At 63.0% G+C, this 21,978-nt stretch carries 16 protein-coding genes; 11 read left to right on the top strand and 5 right to left on the bottom strand.

Features of this window, described 5'->3' with window-relative positions; translation table 11 throughout:
• Nucleotides 1-4 precede the first annotated feature (4 nt).
• Together AT395_RS17850 and AT395_RS17845 are read left to right on the top strand one after the other, a co-directional pair.
• A complete protein-coding gene (locus tag AT395_RS17850; protein ID WP_042112061.1) occupies nucleotides 5-2,074 on the top strand; it encodes a MacB family efflux pump subunit in 2,070 nt (689 codons plus the stop codon).
• A gap of 20 nt (nucleotides 2,075-2,094) precedes the next feature.
• Nucleotides 2,095-3,510 carry an efflux transporter outer membrane subunit gene (locus AT395_RS17845; protein ID WP_048627542.1) on the top strand — a complete coding sequence of 472 codons (1,416 nt, stop codon included), beginning with the start codon at nucleotides 2,095-2,097 and terminating at the stop codon, nucleotides 3,508-3,510.
• 111 nt (nucleotides 3,511-3,621) lie between these two features.
• Here AT395_RS17845 and AT395_RS17840 read toward each other — a convergent pair whose 3' ends face one another.
• Nucleotides 3,622-5,202: a sensor histidine kinase gene (locus tag AT395_RS17840; protein ID WP_082164610.1), complete on the bottom strand. Its 1,581-nt coding sequence runs from the start codon at nucleotides 5,200-5,202 to the stop codon at nucleotides 3,622-3,624.
• A gap of 36 nt (nucleotides 5,203-5,238) precedes the next feature.
• Nucleotides 5,239-5,841, bottom strand: coding sequence for a response regulator transcription factor (locus tag AT395_RS17835; protein WP_042112055.1), 603 nt, complete (start codon nucleotides 5,839-5,841; stop codon nucleotides 5,239-5,241).
• Between the two features lie 824 nt (nucleotides 5,842-6,665).
• Between AT395_RS17835 and AT395_RS17830 the strand changes: the two genes are divergently transcribed.
• The 7 genes from AT395_RS17830 to AT395_RS17800 all read left to right on the top strand — a co-directional run bounded on the left by AT395_RS17830 (nucleotide 6,666) and on the right by AT395_RS17800 (nucleotide 16,160).
• Complete coding sequence (locus tag AT395_RS17830; protein ID WP_083577665.1) at nucleotides 6,666-10,043, top strand: autotransporter outer membrane beta-barrel domain-containing protein; 3,378 nt, start codon at nucleotides 6,666-6,668, stop codon at nucleotides 10,041-10,043.
• 421 nt (nucleotides 10,044-10,464) lie between these two features.
• Nucleotides 10,465-11,436 (top strand): ubiquinol oxidase subunit II, encoded by a 972-nt coding sequence (gene cyoA / locus AT395_RS17825; RefSeq protein ID WP_335645770.1) that lies wholly within the window; start codon nucleotides 10,465-10,467, stop codon nucleotides 11,434-11,436.
• A 3-nt stretch (nucleotides 11,437-11,439) separates the two neighbouring features.
• On the top strand, nucleotides 11,440-13,446 hold the full coding sequence (cyoB, locus tag AT395_RS17820; protein ID WP_048627529.1) for a cytochrome o ubiquinol oxidase subunit I: 2,007 nt from the start codon (nucleotides 11,440-11,442) through the stop codon (nucleotides 13,444-13,446).
• Nucleotides 13,446-14,081 (top strand): cytochrome o ubiquinol oxidase subunit III, encoded by a 636-nt coding sequence (gene cyoC, locus AT395_RS17815; RefSeq protein WP_042112049.1) that lies wholly within the window; start codon nucleotides 13,446-13,448, stop codon nucleotides 14,079-14,081. The genes cyoB and cyoC overlap by 1 nt, the downstream gene beginning before the upstream one ends.
• Nucleotides 14,078-14,449: a cytochrome o ubiquinol oxidase subunit IV gene (gene cyoD / locus AT395_RS17810; RefSeq protein ID WP_042112047.1), complete on the top strand. Its 372-nt coding sequence runs from the start codon at nucleotides 14,078-14,080 to the stop codon at nucleotides 14,447-14,449. The genes cyoC and cyoD overlap by 4 nt, the downstream gene beginning before the upstream one ends.
• Before the next feature lie 2 nt (nucleotides 14,450-14,451).
• The gene (locus AT395_RS17805; protein ID WP_048627528.1) at nucleotides 14,452-15,390 is read left to right on the top strand and encodes a LysR family transcriptional regulator; all 939 of its coding nucleotides are present in this window, start codon (nucleotides 14,452-14,454) and stop codon (nucleotides 15,388-15,390) included.
• 167 nt (nucleotides 15,391-15,557) lie between these two features.
• Entirely contained in the window at nucleotides 15,558-16,160 is a 603-nt protein-coding gene (locus AT395_RS17800) for a hypothetical protein (protein WP_048627527.1), read from the top strand.
• A 6-nt stretch (nucleotides 16,161-16,166) separates the two neighbouring features.
• Here the strand turns inward: AT395_RS17800 and AT395_RS17795 are convergent, their stop codons facing one another.
• The 3 genes from AT395_RS17795 to hpnC all read right to left on the bottom strand — a co-directional run bounded on the left by AT395_RS17795 (nucleotide 16,167) and on the right by hpnC (nucleotide 19,477).
• The gene (locus tag AT395_RS17795) at nucleotides 16,167-17,333 is read right to left on the bottom strand and encodes an NAD(P)H-dependent flavin oxidoreductase (RefSeq protein WP_048627526.1); all 1,167 of its coding nucleotides are present in this window, start codon (nucleotides 17,331-17,333) and stop codon (nucleotides 16,167-16,169) included.
• Nucleotides 17,334-17,458: 125 nt separating this feature from the next.
• Nucleotides 17,459-18,409 (bottom strand): DMT family transporter, encoded by a 951-nt coding sequence (locus AT395_RS17790; RefSeq protein ID WP_231586200.1) that lies wholly within the window; start codon nucleotides 18,407-18,409, stop codon nucleotides 17,459-17,461.
• Nucleotides 18,410-18,613: 204 nt separating this feature from the next.
• Nucleotides 18,614-19,477 carry a squalene synthase HpnC gene (hpnC, locus tag AT395_RS17785; protein WP_048627525.1) on the bottom strand — a complete coding sequence of 288 codons (864 nt, stop codon included), beginning with the start codon at nucleotides 19,475-19,477 and terminating at the stop codon, nucleotides 18,614-18,616.
• A gap of 176 nt (nucleotides 19,478-19,653) precedes the next feature.
• On the opposite strand from hpnC, the gene hpnD reads away from it, so the two are divergent.
• On the top strand, nucleotides 19,654-20,502 hold the full coding sequence (gene hpnD, locus AT395_RS17780; RefSeq protein ID WP_082117581.1) for a presqualene diphosphate synthase HpnD: 849 nt from the start codon (nucleotides 19,654-19,656) through the stop codon (nucleotides 20,500-20,502).
• Nucleotides 20,502-21,755 carry a hydroxysqualene dehydroxylase HpnE gene (gene hpnE, locus AT395_RS17775; protein ID WP_048627524.1) on the top strand — a complete coding sequence of 418 codons (1,254 nt, stop codon included), beginning with the start codon at nucleotides 20,502-20,504 and terminating at the stop codon, nucleotides 21,753-21,755. The genes hpnD and hpnE overlap by 1 nt, the downstream gene beginning before the upstream one ends.
• The last annotated feature ends 223 nt before the right edge of the window (nucleotides 21,756-21,978 follow it).

The raw sequence follows: 21,978 nt of genomic DNA, 5'->3' as shown, positions 1-21,978 counted from the left end.
GAGAATGTCGGGCGCCGTCGCCCAGTCCCCTTTGAGCGCAAGTTCGCACCCCATGCTCGAGCTGACGGGCGTTACCCGGCGCTTTCCCTCGGGAGACCGGGACGTGGTCGTGCTGAACGACGTGAATCTCACCATCGAGGCGGGAGAGATCGTTGCGATCATGGGCGCATCGGGGTCGGGCAAATCGACGCTGATGAACATTCTCGGGTGTCTGGATCATCCGAGCGAGGGTAGCTACCGCGTGGCGGGACGCGAGACCCGCGATCTCGACGCCGACGCGCTGGCCCAGTTGCGTCGCGAGCATTTCGGTTTCATCTTCCAGCGCTACCATTTGTTGCCGCATCTGGACGCTGCCGCCAACGTCGAGATGCCGTCGGTCTATACCGGCATGCCCCAGGCGGCGCGTCGTGCGCGCTCGGCACAGTTGCTCGAACGGCTTGGACTCGCGGATCGTACCGGCCATCGGCCGAGCCAGTTGTCGGGCGGTCAGCAGCAGCGCGTGAGTATCGCCCGCGCGCTGATGAACGGCGGCGAAGTGATTCTGGCCGACGAGCCGACCGGCGCGCTCGATACGCGCAGCGGCCGCGAAGTCATCCGTATTCTCAAGGAACTCAACGCGCTCGGCCACACGGTCATCATCGTGACCCACGACGAAAACGTTGCCGCGCACGCTCGCCGCATCATCGAGATTCGCGACGGCGAGGTCGTGGACGACCGATCCAATACCCCGGTGGAAGATGCCCCGGTTGCGGTGCCGGTCCGCGCGGGCGAGGGCGCTGCCGACGGTGAAGTCGTCTCGATTACGCGCGCAGCCGACCCGGCCGCTACGCGGGCGAGCCACGGCGGCGCTCTGCCGCCGCGCCGGTGGGCCGGCGGGATCGGCCGGTTTGCCGAAGCCTTCCGCATGGCGTGGATCGCGCTGGTGTCGCACCGCCTGCGCACGTTCCTGACGATGCTCGGCATCATTATCGGCATTACGTCCGTGGTCTCCATCGTCGCCATTGGCGAGGGCGCGAAGCGCTACATGCTGGCCGAGATCGGCAGCATTGGTACGAACACGATCAACATCTACCCCGGCAAGGACTGGGGCGACAATCGCGCCACCACGATTCAGACACTCGTGCCGGAAGACGTGAGCGCGCTGTCCGAGCAGGTGTATGTCGACAGCGCGACGCCCGAGACGGCGCGAAGCCTGCTGCTGCGATATCGCAACATCGACGCCAGCGCGATGGTGACAGGCGTGGGCGAGCACTTTTTCCAGGTGCGCGGCATGAAGATCGCGCAAGGTATCGCCTTCGGGCCGGATGAGGTGCGCCGTCAGGCGCAGGTCGCTGTGATTGACCAGAACACGCGCCGCAAGCTGTTTGGCGCCAATCCGAATCCGCTGGGCGAGGTGATTTTCGTGGGTAACCTGCCGTGTGTAGTGATCGGTGTGACGGCGGAGAAGAAGAGCGCCTTTGGCGATATGAAGAGTCTGAACATCTGGGTGCCGTACACCACGGCGGCCGGTCGCTTGTTCGGACAGCGCAATGTCGACAGCATTACGGTGCGGGTGCGAGACGGCCAGCCGAGCAGTGTGGCCGAGAAAAGTCTGGAATCGCTCATGACGCAGCGTCACGGGCGCAAGGACTTCTTCACCTACAACATGGACAGCGTGGTGAAGACCGTCGAGAAGACGAGTCAGTCGCTCACGCTGTTGCTCTCGCTGATTGCCGTGATTTCGCTCGTCGTGGGCGGGATTGGCGTGATGAATATCATGATCGTGTCCGTGACCGAGCGCACGCGGGAAATCGGTATCCGTATGGCGGTAGGGGCACGGCAGAGCGACATCATGCAGCAGTTCCTGGTCGAGGCCGTGATGGTGTGCCTGATGGGCGGCGCGATCGGTATCGCGCTGTCCTTCGGGGCGAGCTTCGTCTTCTCGCTGTTCGTCGCCAAATGGAAAATGGTGTTTTCGATAGGCTCCGTTGTCACGGCTTTCCTGTGTTCGACGCTCATCGGCGTTGTGTTCGGCTTCATGCCTGCGCGCAATGCCGCGCGGCTGGACCCCGTCGAAGCGCTGGCACGCGATTGAGGTACTGCCTGATGATCCGAATGATTCCTACGATTCGTATTCCGACGCTGACCCGCACGGTGCTCGCACTGGCGAGTGCGGCCACGTTGCTGGCCGGCTGCGCCGGCGTTCGTCACGAACCGCTGCCGGCCGTGCCGGTGCCGGCGCAGTGGACCGGTGCGCCGGTGGCCGCCGCGTCGGCTAACGCGATCGCCCCCGATTTCTGGCGTGCGTTCGGCGACCCCGTGCTCGACCGTCTGATTGCCGACGTACTGGCCGTCAACAACGACCTCGCCGTGGCCGGCATCCGGGCGTATCGCGCGCAGTTGCAGGCCGGACTGGCAGATACCAACCTTACGCCGGGGGTGACGGTGCAAGGTCAGGGGAGCGTATCGCGCCGGCTGGACAACCATGCCATGGCGCGCGCAAGCGGTCTGACGGCGACGGCGAGCTACGAGCTGGACCTGTGGGGCAAGCTTGCTGCGCAACGCGACGCCGCCCGCTGGGAGTTCGAAGCCACCGAGGCCGATCGCGAAGCGGCGCGTCTGGCCGTGATCAGCCAGACGGCACAGTACTACTGGCAGATCGGGTACCTGAATCAGGTGATTGCTTACGCGCAAAGCGATATCGCGTACGGCGAGCAAGTTCTCGCGCTGGTTCGCTCGCGCTTTGCTGCGGGCGCCGTCTCGGCGCTGGACGTCGCGCAAGCCGAGCAAACGTTGTCGGATCAGCGCGCGGCGCTCACGCAACTGCTGCAACAACGCACCGAGAACCGCAACGCGCTCGCGATCCTGTTCGACCGTCCGCCTCAGCAGGCGGCCGACGAGCCGTCGGCGTTGCCCACGCAGGCGTTGCCTGTCGTGCCGGCCGGGTTGCCTGCCGAGTTGCTGGGGCGTCGTCCCGATCTGCAAGCGGCGGAGCGGCGTCTGCGAGAAATGCTCGCCAACGTCGACGTAGCGCGCACGAGCTTCTATCCAACGTTCACTCTGACGGGAACGCTCGGGACATCGAGTTCGTCACTCGAGCGCGTGCTGGCCAACCCGTTGGGGACATTGGGGCTTGGGCTGGCGTTGCCGTTCGTTCAGTGGAACACCATGCAATTGCAGATCAAGGTGTCGCAAACACAATTCGACGAAGCTGCCGTGACCTTCCGCAAGAGTCTCTTCACTGCCCTGAGCGAAGTCGAGAATGCGCTTTCGGCGCGCGAGCAACTGGCGAAAGAGGGCGAGCAGCGCGCCTTGTCGCTGGCGCAGGCGCAGCGCGCGGAAGCCCTCTTTCGCTCGCGTTATCTGGCCGGCGCCATCGACATTCAGCCCTGGCTTCTTCAGCAAAAGAGCCTGCGCGACGCGCAGACCGCAGACGCGCGGGTTCGTCTCAACCGATTGAACAATCGTATGGCGCTCTACAAGGCGTTGGGGGGCTCGGGCAATCCTTCAGACGTGGCGCCGCCCGCTTGACGGGCGGCGGATGGCCCTGCGGCAGAGGGGAGCTGCAAGGCGCGAGCGACCAAGCAAAACGGGCCGGCAATGCCGGCCCGTTTTGCTTTTGGCAAATCTCGCGCGATGGTCTCAGGCGGCTTCGCCGATGTCAGGCGATTTCGGCAGCGTGATCGTAAACGTGGTGCCCACACCGACCTGACTCGCCACTTCAATGGTGCCTTTGTGGAATTCGATGGCGGCGTGGACCACGGCAAGGCCCACACCGGAGCCGTCTTCCAGCACGGCGTTGCTGCGCGAGCGGAACGACATCTGGAAGATATCCCTGAGTTCGTCTTCCGGAATACCGGTACCGTTGTCCCGCAAGACCACGCGCAGGGCGTCCCCTGCATCGGACACGCCGATATCGATGGCGGGCGCCACCATCGTGTACTTGGTGGCGTTGCTGATCAGGTTGATAAACGCATGGAACAGCACGTTGCTGTCGCCGACCATGCGGGTGTCGAGTTCCGGAGCGGCTTGCACCGTAATCGTGGCGTTCGGGAACATGTCCGAGCCGACACCGCGCACGTCCTCCAGCAGGGAGACGAGAGACAACTCGGCGCGCTTGCCGAACTTCGGGTCGTCGAGCGACGCGCTTTGCGCGGCATCCAGCCAGTTTTGAATCAGGCTGTTGAGCTTGGCAACCGCTTCGCGGATTTTCGTATAGCGCGGACTCGAATCCGTTTCCTCGTTACGCGGGCTCAGCAGGCGCTGCGCATGCCCGTCGATCACATTGAGGAGCGTGCGGAACTCGTGCGTGGCCATCGACCGGAAGGTCTTCTGGAAATTGTTGAGGCGTTCCTCATTGGCCAGCGCGCGTTGCAGGATCGTGTTCTTCGCGGTGGCGAGCTTCTGATTACGCACCAGCGACGACGTACTCTCCTGGAACTTGGCGAGCGAGCGGGAGAGCGTGCCGATTTCATCGCCGCGCGAGAGCCAGGGCAGGCGCAGCTTTTCCTTGCCCGACACGGCATTGCCCGACATACGGATCAGGCGGGTGAGTGGCTTGAGGATCACCGTATCGACATAGATCAGGCAGAGCAGTGTCACGGCGATCATTGCCGCGATCAGGCCATCGATTTGCAGCAAGCGATTGCGGGCCGCCTTGTTCTTGGCTTCGACTTCCTTGATCAGCGCCTCGGTACTGCGAAACACCAGTGAGCCGAAGGTGCTGTTTGCCTGCGTGTACTTATTGTTCGACTCGCCGCGATAGAGCTTCACGGCCTCGTTCAGCTTGCCGGCCTGGGCGAGTTGAAACACCTGATTCGAGGCGCGCCGATACTGTGCCCACTGTGTCTGGAATTTCGCGAAGGCCAGACGGAACTCGTCGTGAACGAGCACCTTTTGATAGCGATCGGTGGCGGCTTTGATCTTGTCATCGAACTCGGCGGCGGCCGTGCGGATATCGGCCAGTGCCTTGGGCGACATCGGGGCGAGGGCTTCGGATTCCACCGTGCGGAAGTCCGAAATGTAATCGTTGATCGCCTCGAGCACGCTGAGGTGTTCGATCTGCGTGCGTTCCGCTTCGATCGCGCGTCGCTGCGACGCGTCGACCTCACGGTGCACGATAACGCCCACCGCGAGCATGGCGATGAGGCAAACGGCGAGCAGCAGATACATCTTGCGCCGGATCGGGAGTTGCTTGTGGGCAGAGGAAGATGCTTTAGCCATGCGGGTGATCCGTCGCGGGAGGAGAGTCTGAGGCAATCAAAGCTGGATGATATTGAGTAGCGCCGCGCGTACCACGGCTTCCGTGCGTGTGGCGACGTTGAGCTTCTCGCGGGCGTTATCGATGTGGAAGTCCACCGTGCGTTTGCCCAGATCGAGAATGATCGAAATTTCGGCCGACGTCTTGCCGCGTGCCGACCACTGCAGCACTTCCACTTCCCGCTTTGTGAGGCCAAACGGCAGCGGTGTGCCATCCGGGATTTCCTCGTGATCGGTGTACTTGCGGATCACAGTGTCGAGCACGTCGAAGTCGACCGGCTTGAGCATGTACTCGTCGGCGCCGGTGCTGTGCCCGCGCATAATCGACGCCTTGTCGGCGTTGCCCGTCAGAAAAATGAAAGGGATCTTGCGTTCGCCCTGAATAATGCTGCGCGCGCTTTCCAGAAACTCGAAGCCGGTCATGCCCGGCACATTGACGTCGCACAGGATGACGTCTGGCATAAACGACGCGAGCGTCGCCAGCGCTGTCGTGAAGTCGTGCGCCACCTTGACGACATAGCCCCGGTCCGTCAGATCCTCGCGAATCAGATCTGCCGAATCATGGTCGTCCTCGATGCAAAAAACTTTAGTGGGAGATGACATCCCTCTGGCCCCGGATTTTTATATGGAATAGTGGAATCCTACTAAAAAATCACCGGATGACGAAATTCCCACCAATGCCACACGGGCGACATAGAGGTCTTCCTTCCGGGCGTTGCCACATCGTGAAAGAAAAAGGACCGCTGGTGCGGTCCTTTCTTCATTGTCGTCATGGCGATTCAGAAGGGGAGCGGCACAAGGTGGCTGACTTTATCGAACAGCTCCAGGGCGGCGTGAAAGAGGGTGACGGGCATGGTGTTTCTCCTTGGTGAACGAGATCTCTGATGGCGCGGGGGCTACGGGTGGTTCAGTAGCCGAAGAAGTGGCCGATGGTCATGGCGCATTGCATGCCGGTTTCGACGCAGGTGTCGTTGGTCAGCAAGCTGTCGATGAAATCGTAGAGGTGGCTCATGGTGTCGTTCTCCGGGGGCGGGTCGGGTTGAGGCGCGGTTCAGCCGAAAATCGGGGCGATGACGCCGACCAGGCCGAGGAGTGCGGGAAAGCCGTAAGCGATGATGGCGGGCATATTGTTTCTCCTTGAGTCGATGTGTCGTGGTTTCGGTTTTCGGCTGCCGCTTTGTTGCGTCAGTCGGTGAGTGAAGTATCGTCATCGACCCTCCCGGGCGAAACTGTGATTAGTACAAGTCGGGCCGTTTTCCCCGGGAATGACAGCCTGTAAATTCAAAAAGTCTTGATTTAACAAGGGTGTGCGGGCGGTCTCCCCCGAACCCCGTATAAATCGCAGTGACGCTCCCCGGAGCTCTCCGTACCATGCGCTTGGCATTACAAAGCATTACAAAAGCCGAAAAATGGATACGGAGTACTGAATGAGGACGATTCGTATGACCGGCGTCGCGTTTGCGGCGCTTTGCATGATGGTGTCGCCGGGGGCCGGCGCATCCGACGATATTGAGACCATCGCCGACGCAAACGGAGTGCCGTTCATCGTTGCGCGCTTCGTGTCGCCATCCTTCGGCGACTATCGGACGTCGGAAATTACGGGGCAGCCGGTGCCGTCGAGCGGCGTCATTTCGGCAACCCAGAGGGCTCAGACGGTGGCTGCCTTGCGCTACTGGGGCGAGATTCTGAGGTTTGGGCAGGGGCAGACCCCGGCGATCCTTAACATCGGCTTGTCGAACACGGGCGGCACCCATGCCTATAGCCCGTTTGGTGCTGACGAACGTGGTGTTGACACGATGGTGGTCTCAACGCTGCTTCAAAACCGGGTGCTGGACCCGGACTACTTCAAGGCGCACGGAGAAATCACCATCACCGACATGAATTTCTCGACGGCGCCGTACATTCCGTCGCAAGTCCCGCTCAATCGGCAAGCCGATTTGCCAGCGGTGATCTTTCATGAGGTGGGGCATAACCTGGGTATTGGTACCAATATCAAAATGAACTACGCGGGGCCGTCGCCATACGCTGCGTCCTTCCCCGACCAGCTCGATGTCTGGACCTCTCATTTGCGCGACGCGAATGGTAATCCGGCCCGGCCGGGACAAGTCATCTATTGTCCGTTTTGCACCAAACCCCCCGCAAACGATCCATTCGACGTCAGCGACGAGGGGGGGTACTTTACCGGCGATCACGTAAGCGAAGTGCTGGCGGGGGCGATGAAAGGGATTCCCGTGGCCACGACGGCCACGATCGACAACGTCAGGTATGTGGACCTGCCGTTCATGTCCCATATCGAGTTGAAAAACAGCCTGATGAGTCATCAGGCCTATCGCAATTACACCGGGTTCATGGAGGCCGAACTGGCAGCGCTTCAAGACCTCGGCTACAACATCGACCGCCGTAATTTCTTTGGTCGTTCGATATACAACGATGGGCTGAGCCTCGTGAATGACCAACCGTACTTCGCGCGCAATGCGGACGGTACGGCTTACCTGCCGAACGTCTACAACACCGCCACGCAAGGGCTGGGGTTGCATGTCTACGGCAGCTACAACAATGTTTCGCAATTGGCCGATCTGCTGAGCATCGGCCCCGGGGGCGCGGGTGTTCGGGTTGACGGCGTTGGGAATACCATCACCGTGCTGCCCGGAACGCGCGTGTATGCCGACGGCGCCTATGGCCGTGGCGTGATGTTTGCCTATGGCAAAAACCACACGTTTGTACAGCGTGGCGACGTTCAGGCAATGGGCGAACACGGCATCGCGGCGAGCTTCGATTTCGGCTATAACCCGCTCGGCGATGGTAAAGGCATGGAATATCGAGGCTCGTACTTTCGCGAGGAGCTGAACAAAGCGCTGGCGTTGCCCGACGAAATCAATGGGCCGCTGGTGTCGCAGGTCGACGTCACAGGCCGACTCTCGGGCAAATTCGCCTCGCTATATATGTCCGAGAGCGGTTACGTCGGGCAGATCAACATCATGCGGGGGGCGGCGCTCTACGGCGACATTCTGTCGTCTTACTCGCGGCTCGACGACAACGGCGCCCTTCGTCTGACGCAACTCAAATTCGGTCTGGCACCTGACGCGAACGGCCGTGCGACCGAGCAGCCCGATTCGACCTTCAACCTGCGCTTCGACGGCAATATCATTGGCAACAACCTGTCGGTGTCGATGCTTGGCGGGACCACGCAAATTAACGGCGATCACACCGTCTACGACGTGTCTGTCGCAAACGGCGCGACGCTCAGCGGCAACAGCCGCTACCAGCTTAACGCTGCCGGACGCTTCTTGAACGAAGGCACCGTTGCGCCCTTGTTGGCAGGGAGTTTTATCAGCATCGCCGGCGACTACAGGCAGACGAACACGGGACGCCTGCTTGCTGAACTCTCGGGCGATGGCACCTTCAGCAAACTGATCGTCTCGGGCACTGCGACACTGGACGGCACACTCGCCATCGCTCCACAGCGGGGTTGGTACGCGAATGCTTTCAGCGTCACGTCGGATCAATGGCTCAATGCGTCGAGCATCAATGGTGCGTTTGCCAACGTGACCACCCTGCTGTCTTCGCCGACGCTGCTGACGAGCGCCACGTCGCTTGGTGGCAACACCTATCGCGTGGCGGTGACGCGTGCGGCGAATGCTTACTCCCAGTACAGCACCGACGGCAACAGCCAGCGGGTGGGGGCGGCGTTAGACAAGATCGCCGGCAGTGCCGGTACGGACTTGCAGCCGCTTGTCACGGCGCTGGACTTCTCGGCGGCCGATGGCAGCGGCATTGCCAAAGCGTTGCCGCAACTCACGCCTGCCGCCTATGGCGCCATGTTCGCGGGAGGATTGATGCGTGAGCGTCAGATCACCGACATCGTGGCTGCCGCGGTGGGGGCAGACGGCGCAAATGGTGCGGGCGCGGACACCGGCATCAGCACGGGCGAAAGCGTAGCCGGCGGCAATTGGCGAGCGTTCGCGATGCCGTTCGGAAGCGGTTACTGGCGGAGTCGCGACGGCGACATGGCGGGGGTGAGCGGCAACACCTACGGCGTTGTCTTTGGTGTGGAGAAGGTGGCGGGCGAGGGCCGAGACTGGACCCTTGGTGCGCACGGTGCTGTCAGTAGTCAGTCGACACGTCTTGATGGCCAGACACCGGGGTCGGGCAAGACGACGGCGTTCGATATTGGCGTACATGCACGATACGCGCCGGATCTGAGCGCAGGGCCCCATGCGTTTGCGGCGGTGCGTGCGGGGGTTGAAGATGGCCGAGTTGATCGCACGGTTGCTGTGAACGGATACTCGGCGACGCCAAGGGGAACGTGGACGGGGGCAACGGCGTCGGCCACGGTGGGCGGTGGATGGCGTTGGCAGTTGAGCGGCACGACCAGTGCGGGTCCGGTGGCGGCGTTTGATTACACGGCCTTGTATCGTCCGAGCGTAACGGAGGGAAATGCTGATGGTGTGCGATTGCACGTTGACGGCAAGACGTTCAATTCGCTGAGGAGTCGATTGGGGGGAGAAGTGCGTTTCGAGTTGCCGATGGTTTCAGGAAATGCGTTGACGGCGAATTTGCAGGCGACGTGGAACCATGAGTTGACGGGAGGCGCGATAAATCAGAGTGCGTACTTCGCGGGGTATCCCGGGGCGACCTTTACGACAAGGAGCGAGGTGGTGGGAAGAGACAGCCTTGGTATACAGGCGGGCGTGTCGTATCGGATAGCGCGGCGCGTGGTGATCGGTGCTGCGGTATCGAGCAGTGTTTACAAGGCGGGCAATGCGGACGTATCGGGGTCGGTGTCAGCGACGTGGCGCTTCTAGGGGGGAGGAGAGAGGAGAGGGGGGGAGAATCTGGGGCGTAAGAGGCCGGACCGGGGACCCCCTTCCGAGACGAGTTGGTTCATTGTCTGAGTATCGGAAGGGGGTCTCCGGTCTGGCGCAGCTGAGGTAACCAGTATCAAAAACGCAGTAAATAAAGCAGGTTCCAGCGCTAACAAAACAAGATAAGAAAGCCAACAGCGGGTGCACGAACCGGGAAGTCGTGGCCTGCGTCATTATGTCGCGATGTATGGAATATGCGCATGCGTAGCATTCGTCACGCAAATTGTGTATCCATACATAGAGGCTAAAGATGTCCATGCATAAGGTCTCGCCCCCCCTGAGAGGAGGGGCAGACACAGCACCCAGCGTTCGTTGGCGCATGGTGTGCGCGCGCGTCGCAGCGGCGATGGCGATGGTGCCCATGAGCGGTTGCACGCTGGAGTTGCTGAACCCGAAGGGTAGCGTTGGCGAACAGGAAAAGCATCTGATCCTGATTGCGTTGGGCGTCATGCTGCTCGTCGTCATTCCGGTGATCGTGCTCACGCTCGTGTTCTTCTGGCGTTATCGCGAGACCAACACTGCCGCGACGTATTCGCCCAAATGGGCACATTCGACCAAGATCGAAGTTGTCGTGTGGAGTATCCCGGTCGTCATCGTCGTGTCGCTTGCCGTGATGATCTGGGAGACCACGCACAAGCTGGACCCCTACCGTCCCATCGAGCCCGTGGCAACCGACAAGCCGCCGGTGCGAGTCGAAGTCGTGGCGCTCAACTGGAAGTGGCTTTTCATCTACCCCGATTACCACGTCGCTACCGTCAACAAACTCGTGTTGCCGGTCGACACGCCTGTCGAGTTCAAGCTCACGGCCGAGTCGTTGATGAACGCCTTCTTCATTCCGCAGCTTGGCAGCATGGTCTACGCCATGTCGGGCATGCAGACAAAGCTCCACCTGATTGCCAACGAGACCGGCACCTATGCCGGGATGTCGTCGGCCTACAGCGGTGCGGGCTTCTCGGACATGCACTTCAAGGCCCACGTGACCTCGCGCGGCGATTTCGAAAAGTGGGTCAAAGAAGCCCAGTCTGTGCCAGACACGCTCGACGCGCCCACCTACGTCAAGCTCGAACAACCGGGCACCGGCGCCCCCGTGGCGATCTACGCGAACGTTATGCCGGGTCTGTTCGATGCCGTCGTCGGCAAATACATGGGGCCCATGGAGGGTGCCGCGCAAGGCATGCGAGTCACGGGTAACGCCATCGACGACATCATCGCCGCCGCCAATTGCCGCGTGGACGGCCAACTCGATCCAATGAAGCGCCGAGCGTTGCTCGCGCTGCGTCCCGAGCGCGAAGCCGGTGCACAACCCGCTGCCCAACGCGCGCTCACGGAGTAAGTCATGTTCGGAAAATTAGATCTCGACGCCATTCCGCTGCACGAGCCCATCATCATGGGCACACTTGCCGTGGTGCTTATGGGGGGCGCGGCGCTGTTGGGCGCCATCACCTACTACCGGAAGTGGGGCTACCTCTGGAAAGAGTGGATCACCTCCGTCGACCACAAACGCATTGGTGTCATGTACATCGTGCTCGCGCTCGTCATGCTGCTGCGCGGGTTCGCCGACGCCATCATGATGCGCGCACAACAGGCCGTTGCCGCCGGTGGCGAAGCGGGTTACCTGCCGCCGCATCACTACGACCAGATCTTCACGGCGCACGGCGTCATCATGATCTTCTTCGTGGCCACGCCGCTCGTGCTTGGCCTGATGAACGTTATCGTGCCGCTGCAAATCGGTGCGCGCGACGTGGCGTTCCCGTTCGTGAACTCCCTCTCGTTCTGGCTCTCCGCCATGGGCGCCGTGCTCGTCATGATGTCCATGTTCGTGGGCGACTTTGCCGCCACCGGCTGGGTCGCCTATCCGCCGCTCTCCGAACTCGGGTATAGCCCCACCGTCGGAGTCGACTACTACATCTGGTCGCTACAGATATCGGGGCTGGGCACCACGCTCACCGGCATCAACTTCATCGTCACCATCCTGCGCATGCGTGCGCCTGGCATGAACCTGATGAAAATGCCCGTGTTCACGTGGACCGCGCTCATCACCAACATCCTCATCGTTGCCGTGTTCCCCGTGCTGACCGCCACGCTCGCGCTGCTCACCGCCGATCGTTATCTGGACATGCACTTCTTCACCAACGAACTGGGCGGCAACGCCATGATGTACGTCAACCTCATCTGGATCTGGGGCCACCCCGAGGTGTACATCCTGATTTTGCCGGCGTTCGGCGCGTTTTCCGAAATCATCGCCACGTTCTCGCGCAAGCCCCTGTTCGGCTACAAATCCATGGTCTACGCCACCTCGTCGATCGGCATTCTGTCGTTCTTCGTGTGGCTGCATCACTTCTTCACCATGGGGTCCGGCGCCAACGTCAATGCGTTCTTCGGGATCATGACCACCATCATCTCGATTCCCACCGGTGTGAAGCTGTTCAACTGGCTGTTCACCATGTATCAGGGCCGTATCCGATACCACTCGTCAACGCTCTGGACCATCGGTTTCATGGTGACGTTCGCCATCGGCGGCATGACCGGCGTGCTGCTCGCCGTGCCGGGCGCCGACTTCGTGCTGCACAACTCGCTGTTCCTGGTGGCTCACTTCCACAACGTCATCATCGGCGGCGTGGTGTTCGGGTGCCTTGCCGGCATCACCTTCTGGTTCCCCAAAGTGTTCGGTTTCACCCTCAACGAGCGCTGGGGCAAGATCTCCTTCACCTGCTGGCTGGTGGGTTTCTACCTCGCCTTCATGCCGCTGTACGTGTTGGGCTTCAAAGGCATGACACGTCGCATGAACCATTACGTGCAGGCCGACTGGCAGCCCTACCTGATCGTGGCCGCCGTGGGCGCCGCCGTCATCGGACTGGGGATTCTGGCGTTCATCGTCCAACTCGTTGTGAGCATTCGCGACCGCCATGCCAACCGCGATCTGACCGGTGACCCGTGGGACGCGCGCAGCCTCGAATGGGCGACATCCTCGCCCGCGCCGTTCTACAACTTCGCGCACGTGCCCCACATCGACTCGCTCGAACAGCACTGGGACGACAAAGAGCGCGGCCTCGCGTGGCGTGAGCCCAAGCAATACGAAGACATTCACATGCCGCGCAACACCGGCACCGGCTTCCTCGTCTCCGTCTTCAGCGGTGTCATGTGCTTCGCGCTCGTGTGGCATATCTGGTGGCTGGCCGGTGCGAGCCTTGTCGCCACCGTTGCCGTCTTCCTGTGGCGCACCTACGACCGCGACGTCGATTATTACGTGCCGGCGGCCGAAGTGGAGCGTATCGAAAACGCCCGCTTTGCCGACCTGCGTGCAGCGCTTCCTGCGCGTCAATCCCTGCAAAAGGCCGCCTGATGTCCTCGGCATCCCTTCATCCCCATCACGGGCACGGCGCTCAGGCGTCGTCCAACGATCACGCTCACGGTCATCACGACACCGGTGCGACCACCACGCTCGGTTTCTGGATCTACCTGATGAGCGACTGCCTTATCTTCTGCGTGCTCTTCGCCACGTTCGGCGTGCTCGTGCAGAACACCGCCGGCGGGCCCACCGGGCGCGAACTCTTCGAACTGCCGTTCGTGCTCGGCGAGACCATGCTGCTGCTGCTCTCGAGCTTCACCTTTGGCCTGGCATCGCTGTCGATGCGCCCGGGCAACGAGGCCGTCGTCCAGCGCTGGCTATGGGTCACGTTTGCGCTCGGGGCAGCCTTCGTCGCCATGGAAGTCTACGAATTTTCGGCATTGCTCCACGAGGGCGCCGGGCCGGGACGCAGCGCGTTCCTGTCGGCATTCTTCACCCTCGTGGGTACCCACGGCCTGCACGTCACCTGTGGTTTGCTGTGGCTTGTCGTGATGATTCACCAGATCGGCCGCTTCGGCTTCGACGCCGTGGTCCGCCGCCGTCTGCAATGCCTCAGCCTGTTCTGGCACTTTCTCGACCTCGTCTGGATCTGTGTCTTCACCTTCGTCTATCTGCGGGAGTTCGTATGACGAGCGCTCAAGTTCACGACCATGCGGCGTATGCCTCGCAGAGTCACCTGCGCGACTACGTCATCGGCTTTTTCCTCTCTCTGGTGCTCACATTCGCGTCGTTCGGCGCGGTCATGCTCAAGCTCGTGCCCGCCGATATGGGGTTGGCCACCATTGTTGTGCTGTGTGTCGCGCAACTGGTCGTGCAACTCGTGTACTTCCTGCACATCGGCGCGAAGCGCAGTCAGCGCCAGAACTCGGCCATCTTCCTGTGTACGGCAGGGTTGATCGCGATCATCGTTGCGGGGTCGCTCTGGGTGATGCACAACGCCAACACCAACATGATGCCGACGCACATGTCCATTGAGCGGGCCAAGCTGCGCGATTGATCATGGATCGCCTCAAATGCATGGAGGTGTTCGTGCAGGTCGTGCGCGCCGGCAGCTTGTCGGCCGGTGCGGCGGCTTGCGGCATGTCGGCGGTCACGGCGGCGCGCCATGTGCAGGCGCTGGAGGCGCGTCTCGGGCAGCCGCTGCTGCGGCGCAGCGGCCGGCGTCAAGTGCCGACCGAACTGGGGCAACGATACTTCGCCGAGTGTGCCGAGGTGCTGGCACGCGTGGAGAATGCCGATGCGCTGGGCGATGCCGCACCGGCTGGCGCATCCATGTCGAACGCGATGTCCCGGCCAGTCGGTCAGCTTCGTGTGAGCGCACCGACCACCGTAGGCTCGCATCTGCTGATGCCGATTTTTGCCGAGTATCTGCAATCGCATCCGGACGTGGCGCTCGATCTCGCCCTGAAGGATCGCGCCGTCGATCTCGAAGAGGAGGGGATTCACGCGGCCTTTCAGTCGGGCGGGAATCCCGAGCCGGGGCTGGTCGCGCACACGTTGCGCGGGGTGACACGTATGGCATGCGCGTCGCCGGGCTATCTGGCGCGACGCGGGGTGCCACAGCATCCCGCCGATCTGGCCGGACACGAGTGTCTGGGGTTCCGCTACGACGATGTGCTGGGCCGCTGGCTGTTCACCCAAGCCGGAGCGAGTGGTGGGGCGGGACGCGACGCCCGGCTCATCGCTCACAATCCGCTTGCGCAGTTGCAGGCTGCGGTGCATGGCATGGGGATCGCGCTGCTGCCCGAGTATCTGCTCGCACCTGAGGTGGGCGCAGGGCGGCTGGTACGTGTGCTGGAGGCCGACGCGCAATTCGGCGAGCCGATGCATCTCGTGCATCTGGCAGGACGCTACGTGTCGTCAAAACTCGAGGACTTCGTACGTTACATGGTCGAGAAGCTCGGGCCGGAGGTCTACCCGGTCGCGACATCGGGCTGACAGAACCGGACCCGACCTGATCCGTTCTGACGGGGCTTGCGCGCAGGGGCACGGGCTGCGGCGCGCTGGGGCGTGACTTCGGCTAAGATGCAGCCATCGACGTCGTGGCCGATGCGATATCTCCGAGAGCGGGGCAGTGCGAGCCCGCCATCCCTTCGAGTGGAACGATGCTACGTGGCAACGTATTGCGACGCCTCGTCGCCTGTGCACTGGCCGGCGCGGGCGTCGTGTGGGTGGCGCCCGCGCTTGCGCAACCGCCGCAATACAAGAACGACGCTGAATTGATGGGGGCCGCCATCGCCTCGCCGGAAGGCGTGGAGTTGGTACTGGAACGGCTTGTCCAGAAATGCGGCCTCTACGGCGAGTCGACCCGCGCACATGGCAACGCGGCGTTGCGTGCCTGGCAGGCGCGTCACCGCGAGTACCTTGCCGAGGGCCGGCGGGTGCGTGCCGAATTGCAGGCGACCTACACCGATGCGCAGGCGCGTGAGCGTTTCGACGATCTGTTGCGCACGCAGTTGCCCATGCTCGTGGAGCGCCAGTTCGTTGTGTACGCGCGCAGCATCGACGATCAACCGACCGAAGCCGAGAAGGCCGATTTGTGCGACGGCTACTTCAACGCCGTCGACGAGCTTCAGTTCGATCTCAAAGTGAACGACCCGGCACTCGCGGCGTTTTTCGATCGACGGATCGCGGCGCGAATCGAACCGGGAAGTGCCAGCCAACCCGACGCCACCGCAGTCCCTCAACCCGGATCGCCGGCGAATTGATCCGAATTAGGCTGCATTCGCCGCATTTCCCTCCTCCGGCTTCTCGCCCGTGAGCAGATAGCGCATGAGATCGGCCACGGGCCGGATACGCTCGCCGAAGGGCAGCGGGTCGCGTCCACGGAAGAAGAGTCCGCGTGCAACATCACCGCGCACGGCCTGAGCGAGTTTCAGGTCGATGCAAAACTGTCCGATGCGTGCCACGCCGTCGCGAAGCCCGCACGCCTGCAAGCAATCAAATCCTTCCAGACACTGTCGCACCTTCGCCTTTGCTTGCAACGCAGTCTCTCGCGACAGGTATTTCCGCAGCCACGGCGTGAGCACGGCGCGTGCGGGCAATCCGGCCACGCTGGTGAATTCGACAATGTCTTCGGGGCGCGCACTCGCGAGCACTTCCTTGAATGCCGGGTGCGCATCCGATTCTTCGGTCACGGCGAAGGCCGTGCCCAACTGCACGCCGGCCGCGCCCTTGTCGAGCCAATGCCGGACCTGCTCGTGCCGATAAATGCCCCCTGCCACGATCAGCGGCACGCTGGCCCATTCGATGCCCAGCGCGGCATAGATCTCGCGGCATTCCTCCAGCACGCGCTCGAACGAGAAGCGCGCATCGCTCAAATCCTCGATGCGCGATGCGCCGAGATGGCCGCCCGCATGCGCAGGATGTTCGATGACGATGGCATCGGGCAGACGCCCCTTCTTCATCCATTTGCGCAGCACGAGACTCACGCCCCGCGAATCGGACAGAATCGGAATGAGGGCGACATTCGGGTATGCCGCCGTGAGTTCGGGGAGATCGAGCGGTAGTCCCGCGCCCATCACAATGGCGTCGGCCCCGCTTTCGCACGCCTGGCGCACCAGCGCGGCGTGTGCGCTCACGGCTTTCATGACGTTTACCGCCACGAGTCCGCTACCGTTCGCCATTGCTTTGGCCGCCCGGACTTCACGATCCAGCGCGATCAGATTGACGGCTTCGACGGCCGCCTTGTCGCGAGTGCCCTCGACTTTGGCGAGCAGGTCGGGGTGATGGTGACGCAGATCGATGCTCGCGATCGTGCCCATGCCGTTGTACCGCGCGACCGTGCCCGCCAGCCGGTGCGCGGAGATGCCGATTCCCATGCCGCCTTGCACCACCGGCACCAGCCGGCGGCCGGCCAGGGTCAACCATTGCTCGTTCATGTCAGTTCCGTTCGTCGAAGTGGGTTCGCCGGCGCGACCGGGCCACCATGGCGACGCGCACGCGAAGAGGCAGTCTGGCATCTGCCTGTCGAACGGTTATTGCGATGGGTCAAGCGCCGGGGCGCTCAGGCGGCGCGCTGCGTGCGGCATGACGTCGCAGTGCCCGGCACCGTGCCGAGCGCAATGCCGCCGACAATCAGCACGAGGGCGATCCAGACGTCCAGCCCGAGCGACTCGCGCAGGATGAGCGCCGAAGCCAGCGTGCCGACGACCGGTACACCCAGCAGCCCGAGCGAGGTGACACCCGCCGGCAATTGCCGCGTGACCACGCCCGCGAGCCAGTAGGCGATGCCGCCGCCCATAACGCCGCCGTACGCCAGCAATCCCGAAAATCCGCCCCAGCCGGTGATGCGTGGCGCGCCGTCGACCCCGGCCGCGAGCGTGCACATCACGCTGCTCGCCAGCAGCAACTGCCAAGGGCTGAGTTCGAACGGACCGTTGACCCAGCGATGCGCCCGCATATGGACGATCGCCACCGCCCACACGAACGCCGCCGCCAGCACCAGCGCATTGCCGAACACGGCATGGCGGTCGTGCCAGTCGAATGCAAGCGGATTGAACATGACCGCCAGACCCAGCAGACCGCAGGCCAGTCCTAGCAGACGGCGCGGCGTGAGCGCTTCGCCCAGCCACACACGCGCCGCCGGCATCACCCAGAGAGGCGTGGTGTAAGCGAGTACGGCGGAGCGCCCCGCACTGACGTATTGAAGGCTCAGCGCGACGAGCAGCGAGAACAACGTCATGTGTAGCAGCCCGACGCTCAGGATAACGGGCAGATCGCCCCGGCGTGGCAACACGAGACGCCGGGTGAGGGCACAGATGACGAAGAGCGTCGTCATGCCGACGACTGAGCGCAGCGCCGCGCTCCACCACGGTGAGACATGGGCGAGCAACGCCTTGCTGACCGGCCAGTTCACGCCCCATGCCACGATGACGACGGCAAAGAGCACGCCGGCGTGGGATCGCACCGGGGATCGATTCGAGGCAAGACGTTGCAGACTGGCTGGCAGATTCACGCGCACGGGCTCCCGGAGGTCGCAGACGAGCGCGCCGATCGGCCGATATGGCGATATGCCGAGACGGACGGCGCGCTATCCCGTCACGTTAGGGCAGTCGTGGAGGGGTGAGAAGCGCCAGAAACGGAGAAATCGGTAGTGCCACGGGGTGTTATGGGCTGCGTGACGGGAGGGCGCGGCACAGCGCAATGGCGCCGAGCGGCATCAGGCGCTACGAGCCTTGGGCGGCTTGCCGCTCAGTTTCATGCAGAGGCCGCGCAGGAACACGCGCAGTCCGTCGGACTTGCCCAGTTGCGGGCGGTGGCGGAAGACGTCGTAGTTGGCGGCTTCGATCATGTCGAGAATGCGCAGGCCGCCATGCACCACGCAGCACAACTCAAGCCCGAAACGACCCGGCACGCGGTTGGCCAGCGGCGCGCCGCGAAGCATCATCTTGCGGGCGAAGTCGACTTCGTAACGCATGAGCGCGCGCCAGCGGTCGTCGAATGTCTGCGCGCCGATATCGGCGTCGGTGACGCCGAAGCGGGCCATGTCGTCCTGCGGTAGATACACGCGCGCCTTGCGCCAGTCGACCTCTACGTCCTGCCAGAAGTTGATGAGTTGCAGGGCTGAGCAAATGTCGTCCGAGCAGGCGATGTTTTCCGGGGTGTCCAGCTTGAACAGGCCAAGCATGATGCGCCCGACCGGGTCGGCCGAGCGACGGGTGTAGTCGCGCAACTCGGCAAATGTTGCGTAGCGTTTGACCTCGATATCCTGATCGAATGCCGAGAGCAGGTCGGCGAAGGGCTGCACGCTGAGTCGATGCTCGGCAATGACGCGCGCGAGGGCGGCGAACAGCGGTTTGTCAGGCGATGTGGGCTGCCCGGCGGCGATCTTGTCGAGTTCGGCCTGATAGGCGGCGAGGCCGGCATGGCGCTCGGCATTGGTCGCATCGCCCTCATCGGCAATGTCGTCGGCGGTGCGTGCGAAGTTGTAGATCACGCCCACCGGCGCGCGCATTTCGCGCGGCAGCAGGATACTGGCGACCGGGAAGTTCTCGTAATGCTCGATCTTGGCGTCGGAAGTCATCGGCGGGTGAGGCAATTATGGCAACGCGGCTGCGCTGAGTGCCCCGAGATTCTATGCTATCGTTCCAGATCCTGGCGGGAAAGTCGCGCCAATCCCCGGTATACTTCCCTCCTTGCAAGAATCCCCTGAGTTTTTTCCGTGGTGTCACCCTGTTCCCCTGCACGACGAGGAGCCTCGTGAGCGTCGCCGAACCCATCGAAATTTCGCCTGAGCAAAGCAGCGCACGCGTGGCCTCGGGCAGCAGTTTTTACGCTGCCATGCGCATTCTGCCGCCCGCGCAGCGCGAAGGCATGTTCGAGATCTACGCTTTTTGCCGCGCAGTGGATGACATTGCCGACGACGGCGAAGACACATCGGCGAGCCGGATGTCGCGTCTGGCCGCCTGGCGGCGCGATCTGGCCGATCTGTACGACGGTCGCCCGGCGCCCTCGCTCGCGAACCTCGCCCGCGTGGTCAAGCAATTCGGTCTGAAGCACGAAGACTTCCTTGCCGTCATCGACGGCATGGAAATGGATGCCTGCGGCCCGATTGTTGCGCCCGATCTGCCCACGCTCGATCTCTATTGCGATCGCGTCGCGAGCGCCGTCGGCCGTTTGTCGGTCAAGGTGTTCGGTATGCCCGAGCAGGACGGCATTGACCTGTCGTATCACCTCGGCCGTGCACTCCAGTTGACGAATATCCTGCGCGATATCGATGAAGACGCCGGCATCGGCCGCGTCTATCTGCCGCGTGAAACGCTGGCCGACGCCGGTATCGTGAACGCCACGCCCGAGACTGTCGTGGCAGCCGGGCTCGACCGCGCCTGTGCGCCGCTCGTGGCCCAGGCGCGCGAGCACTACGCGAAGGCGCGCACGATCATGGCGCGGCATCCGCGTCGCGTGGTCGTCGCCCCTGCGGTGATGGCCAAGGCGTATGGCGCCATTCTCGACAAACTCGTTGCGCGCGGCTTTGCCGTGCCTCGCGAGCGGGTGCGTGTGCCGCGCTGGCGCCTCATTCTGATGCTGCTGCGGCAGATGGTCTTCTGATGGCGGGCACAGTTCACGTCATCGGCGCCGGCCTTGCAGGGCTGGCCGCCGCGGTCAGGCTTGCCACGCGCGGTGTGTCCGTCGTGCTGCACGAGGCGGCGCCGCAGGCGGGCGGGCGGTGCCGCTCGTATTTCGACCGGCAATTGAATGCCGTGATCGATAACGGCAATCATCTGGTGCTCTCGGGCAATACGACAATGCGCGAGTTCACGCGCATCATCGGTTCGGAACACACGCTGAGCGGCCCCGATCGCGCCGAGTTCGCGTTCATCGACCTCGATAGCGACGAGCGCTGGACAGTACGTCTGTCGGAAGGGCGTTTGCCGTGGTGGATTTTCGACCGGCGTGCCCGCGTACCGGGCACGAAGTGGTCGGACTATCTGTCGCTCGCACCGTTGCTGCGCGCCGGGCCCGATGCGACGATGACCGACGCCATGCGTTGCCCGCCCATGCTGTACAAGCGGCTGATTCACCCGTTGTTTCTCGCCGTACTCAACGCCGATCCGGCGGAAGGCTCGGCGCAGATGGCGGCCGCTGTCATTCGGGAGACACTCGCGGCGGGGGGCAAGGCCTGTCACCCCCTGATTGCGAGCGACGGTCTGGACGTGTCGTTCGTCACGCCTGCGCTGGCGTATCTGGAAGCGAAGGGCGCGCGCGTGATGATGCAGCACCGTGTGCGGGCGTTGGGTTATTCGCCTGACGGCAGCCGCGTGGAATCGATCGATTTTGGCGATGGCCCGCAGCCGCTCGGGACCGACGACGCCGTTGTGCTCGCCGTGCCGCCGAATGTTGCGGCCGCGCTGGTGCCTGAGCTGACGACGCCGGATGAATACCGCGCCATCGTCAACGCGCATTTCCAGGTATCGCCGCCGCCGGGCTGCCCGCCGATGATCGGCGTGGTGAACGGGGTGAGCGACTGGATCTTCGCGTTCGACGGCCGCCTGTCGGTCACGATCAGCGGCGCAGACCACCTGCTCGACGAATCGCGCGAATCGCTCGCGCTTCGCATCTGGGAAGAGGTCGCGCGCGCTTGTCGGGTGCCGTCGGCACCGATGCCGGTGTGGCAACTGGTGCGTGAGAAGCGCGCCACGTTCGCAGCCACGCCGGCACAGGACAAGCGCCGTCCGGGCGCGCGCACGCGTTGGCGCAATCTCGTGCTGGCCGGCGACTGGACGGCCACCGGGTTGCCCGCGACCATCGAGGGTGCGCTGCGCAGCGGCAACCGGGCGGCCGACGTGCTGCGTCCGGACTGAGCGCTGTCATCGTCTTACGCGCCAGCCGGGCAGAAGAACCCGGCGTAATCGCAAGAGTGAATGTTTAACCGGCGCGCACCACGCGCCGCTCATACGCCTTTGAGAAGGCAAGAACGCCATGGATACGATACGCGATGCTTCCGAAAAAGAAGCGCGACGCACGGCCACTGCCACGGCCGTGGACCTCAAGCTGCATACGGAGCTCGCTCAGAAGGTGAGCACG

This window comes from Pandoraea apista, assembly GCF_001465595.2.
In the GTDB taxonomy this organism is placed as follows: domain Bacteria; phylum Pseudomonadota; class Gammaproteobacteria; order Burkholderiales; family Burkholderiaceae; genus Pandoraea; species Pandoraea apista.
This window is presented reverse-complemented; position numbering and strand designations above follow the sequence as displayed.

What these genes read in the sequence shown, in the direction of transcription:
- hpnE (WP_048627524.1), top strand. Translation starts at nt 20,502, where the DNA reads ATGGCGGGCACAGTTCACGTCATCGGCGCCGGCCTTGCAGGGCTGGCC.
- cyoB (WP_048627529.1), top strand. Translation starts at nt 11,440, where the DNA reads ATGTTCGGAAAATTAGATCTCGACGCCATTCCGCTGCACGAGCCCATC.
- AT395_RS17805 (WP_048627528.1), top strand. Translation starts at nt 14,452, where the DNA reads ATGGATCGCCTCAAATGCATGGAGGTGTTCGTGCAGGTCGTGCGCGCC.
- AT395_RS17835 (WP_042112055.1), bottom strand. Translation starts at nt 5,841, where the DNA reads ATGTCATCTCCCACTAAAGTTTTTTGCATCGAGGACGACCATGATTCG.
- AT395_RS17830 (WP_083577665.1), top strand. Translation starts at nt 6,666, where the DNA reads ATGAGGACGATTCGTATGACCGGCGTCGCGTTTGCGGCGCTTTGCATG.
- AT395_RS17795 (WP_048627526.1), bottom strand. Translation starts at nt 17,333, where the DNA reads ATGAACGAGCAATGGTTGACCCTGGCCGGCCGCCGGCTGGTGCCGGTG.
- AT395_RS17850 (WP_042112061.1), top strand. Translation starts at nt 5, where the DNA reads ATGTCGGGCGCCGTCGCCCAGTCCCCTTTGAGCGCAAGTTCGCACCCC.
- cyoA (WP_335645770.1), top strand. Translation starts at nt 10,465, where the DNA reads ATGAGCGGTTGCACGCTGGAGTTGCTGAACCCGAAGGGTAGCGTTGGC.
- cyoD (WP_042112047.1), top strand. Translation starts at nt 14,078, where the DNA reads ATGACGAGCGCTCAAGTTCACGACCATGCGGCGTATGCCTCGCAGAGT.
- AT395_RS17840 (WP_082164610.1), bottom strand. Translation starts at nt 5,202, where the DNA reads ATGGCTAAAGCATCTTCCTCTGCCCACAAGCAACTCCCGATCCGGCGC.
- AT395_RS17800 (WP_048627527.1), top strand. Translation starts at nt 15,558, where the DNA reads ATGCTACGTGGCAACGTATTGCGACGCCTCGTCGCCTGTGCACTGGCC.
- hpnC (WP_048627525.1), bottom strand. Translation starts at nt 19,477, where the DNA reads ATGACTTCCGACGCCAAGATCGAGCATTACGAGAACTTCCCGGTCGCC.
- cyoC (WP_042112049.1), top strand. Translation starts at nt 13,446, where the DNA reads ATGTCCTCGGCATCCCTTCATCCCCATCACGGGCACGGCGCTCAGGCG.
- AT395_RS17845 (WP_048627542.1), top strand. Translation starts at nt 2,095, where the DNA reads ATGATTCCTACGATTCGTATTCCGACGCTGACCCGCACGGTGCTCGCA.